The sequence below is a fragment of the Cytophagia bacterium CHB2 genome, from assembly GCA_030263535.1.
Classification (GTDB): domain Bacteria; phylum Zhuqueibacterota; class Zhuqueibacteria; order Zhuqueibacterales; family Zhuqueibacteraceae; genus Coneutiohabitans.
The window spans coordinates 1-2,825 of the sequence record SZPB01000558.1; the positions used below are offsets into that span (position 1 = coordinate 1).

A 2,825-nucleotide genomic window follows, 5' to 3' on the forward strand; every position below is an offset into this window, starting at 1 on the left:
ATTCCAGCGCTGCGCGAAATCTTTGAAACCGGCGTCGAGCGAGGCTGATTCGACCGGCGGAAATGAATACAACAAATGCCAAATGCTGCTGCCGGTAAAGCCATTCACGACTTTAACGCCCAGTTTGGCGGCAGCGCGCGCCGTGGCTTTCATCTCTTCCGCCGCGCGTTGTTGCACGCCCTCAGGCTTGCCGTCGCCCCACACATGTGGCGGAAGAATGGCTTTGTGGCGGCCATCAATGCGGTCGCATACCGCTTGCCCAACAAGATGATTGCTGATCGCCCAAACTTTCAGCCCGTATTTTGTGAGCAGATCGTGACGGCCCTGGCAATAGCCCGGCTCCTTGAGCGCGCGGTTGACCTCGAAGTGATCGCCCCAGCAAGCCAGTTCGAGTCCATCGAATCCCCAGATTTTGGCTTTTTGCGCGAGCGTTTCCAAAGACAAATCGGCCCATTGGCCGGTGAAAAGGGTGACGGGTCTGGCCATGGAGTATCTCCCAAGAGTTTAAGAGTGGAGTAAAGGAGAGTTGAAGTATTTTGATTTCATAAGTACTCTTGTTCTTTGTCGAGAATATAACGTTTTGCGATTCGGTTAATATTAAAAGTGAAATCGTTGCTTTAAAAGATTTTTCCGTAAGCGGATTCCACTGTAAGCGGATACCGCCTTTGCTTTATCCGCCTACAAAAAGATTTTTGGTTGCGGCTTGTTCGCTTTGTGTCATTCAAACAAATTTTGTGAAATGTCGTTTTCAGGCGGCAGCTTCACAAGATTCTTAGAATGACACCATATGGCGGACAAATACAAAACGCTACAATCCGCAGAATCGCCGGCGATGCGATTGATCCAGGGATCCGCTTCTCTTTTGGCCTACAAATGGTTCTCAACTCACCACATTCCACCCCGCGCGATACTCTCTCGTCAAGTGGCGATTCGCTTCCGGCATGTTGGTGAACGCCATTTTCCGGCCGTCATATTTTAGTGCAAGATTTTTATCCGCCAGGCGAATCGCGATGTTGCCCAGCAGCATTGTCTCGGTGAGTTGGGCGGCGTACTCGAAATTCGAAGTGGTTTGCGCGCCGTTGCCGCTTTTGATTGCAGCAATCCATTCTTCGTAAATGCCGGGCGAGCGCGGCAGCGTTTTCGGCGGCAATTTATAAGCTTTCATTTTGGTTTCGGGAATGAGGCGCGGGCTTTCCGCCAAAATGCCGCACATGAGCTTGCCTTTGCTTCCGACAAAAATAACGCCGCCGGATTGATTGCCTAAACGTCGGCTTTCTTCAATTTCTTCTGGACGAAACGGCAGCAAACCGCCATCGTACCACGTCATTTTCACGGCCGGCATTTTTTCGCGTGCAGGAAACGTGTAATGCACGGTCGAAGCCAGCGGAAACGTTTCGTCGTTGAATTCTGTTGAACTGGCTTGAATGGTTTCCGGCAGTCCGAGATTCAACGCCCAATAGGGATGATCGATGATATGCGCCCCCATGTCGCCCAGCGCGCCGGTGCCAAAATCCCACCAGCCGCGCCAGTTGAACGGCGCGTAGGCGGGATGATAAGGCCGGAACGGCGCCGGACCAAGCCACAAATCCCAATCTAGCGTCGAAGGCAGAGCCGGCGTTTCGAGCGGCCGCGCGATGCCTTGCGGCCAAATCGGGCGATCCGTCCAGGTATGTACCTCCGTAATCTCACCAATCGCGCCATCGGCGATCCATTCATTGATCATGCGCGCTTCTTCGCTGGCATGGCCTTGATTACCCATTTGCGTAACGAGCTTCATTTCTTTGGCGACTTGCGCCAGCAAGCGCGCTTCCTGCACCGTGCAGGTTAGCGGCTTTTGCACGAACGCATGTTTGCCCATGCGCATCGCGGTGAGCGCGATGATAGCATGCGTGTGATCCGGCGTGCTCACGGTGATGGCATCGATGCTTTTCTCCGTATCCAGCATCTTGCGAAAGTCGCGGTATTTTGACGCGCGTTCCATCATTTCAAAATGGGGCAAATTGTCTTTCTTGGCCCACTTGATCGCGTCCGCCATCAACACGTCATCGACATCGCACAGCGCCACAATGTTTTCCGTCGCAACCCCGGCGATATCGCTATAACCTTTGCCGTTCACGCCGACGCAGGCGATGTTGAGCTTGTCGCTCGGCGGCACATAGCCGGGCCCGCCCAAAACATGGCGCGGCACGATGGTGGCGGCCGCGCCGGCAAAAACGCCGGAAAGTTGACGGCGTGTAGATGTTGTGGGTTGAAGTGTTGAGTCTTGTGTTTGATGATTCATCTGAATTTCCTCCTCAAATCCTGCAATCGCACTTTTCAAAAAAATCCGTCTTGTCGTGTAGAGTATTGCCTTCGGACAACAATCACACCCGCGATGATTTCAGAAGGCAGAATGATGGCTCGGCAGAATGATCAAAAAATAATTCTGCCTATTAGTCATTCTGCCCTTTGGGTACAGCGAAAGCCATGTTATGCTTCATCGCCCCACAGCAAACACATGATGCTGCGCCCGCACAAACATCATACCCGCAGAAAGCGCGGGCGTAGCCATCAACAATTCGCCCATGGCATTTGTGGCTAAAAGCTCGAATTGCGGACCGACCTTGACGACGAAAACTTCCCCGTCTTCGCCGGACAAATAAAGCTTGCCGTCGGCGGCCACCGGCGAAGCGCTGAATCCGCCGCCCTGATGTGATAGGCGCTGGCGATAGAGTTCTTCACCGGTTTTCAAATCATAGCACTCGAAAATGCCTTGATTGGCAACCACGTAAAGATGTTCTCCGTAAATCAGCGGCGTTGGCATGTAAGAGCCACGCTGCCTTTTG

At 53.0% G+C, this 2,825-nt stretch carries 3 protein-coding genes; all 3 read right to left on the reverse strand.

All coding sequences use genetic code 11. From position 1 onward, the window contains the following. A partial coding sequence (locus FBQ85_28850) for a TIM barrel protein (protein MDL1879143.1) occupies positions 1-486 on the reverse strand: 486 nt, incomplete at its 3' end. Positions 487-880: 394 nt separating this feature from the next. After that, entirely contained in the window at positions 881-2,281 is a 1,401-nt protein-coding gene (locus FBQ85_28855; GenBank protein MDL1879144.1) for a Gfo/Idh/MocA family oxidoreductase, read from the reverse strand. Between the two features lie 195 nt (positions 2,282-2,476). Next, positions 2,477-2,803 (reverse strand): hypothetical protein, encoded by a 327-nt coding sequence (locus FBQ85_28860; protein ID MDL1879145.1) that lies wholly within the window; start codon positions 2,801-2,803, stop codon positions 2,477-2,479. Between the last annotated feature and the right edge of the window lie 22 nt (positions 2,804-2,825).

What these genes read in the sequence shown, in the direction of transcription:
- FBQ85_28855 (MDL1879144.1), bottom strand. Translation starts at nt 2,281, where the DNA reads ATGAATCATCAAACACAAGACTCAACACTTCAACCCACAACATCTACA.
- FBQ85_28860 (MDL1879145.1), bottom strand. Translation starts at nt 2,803, where the DNA reads ATGCCAACGCCGCTGATTTACGGAGAACATCTTTACGTGGTTGCCAAT.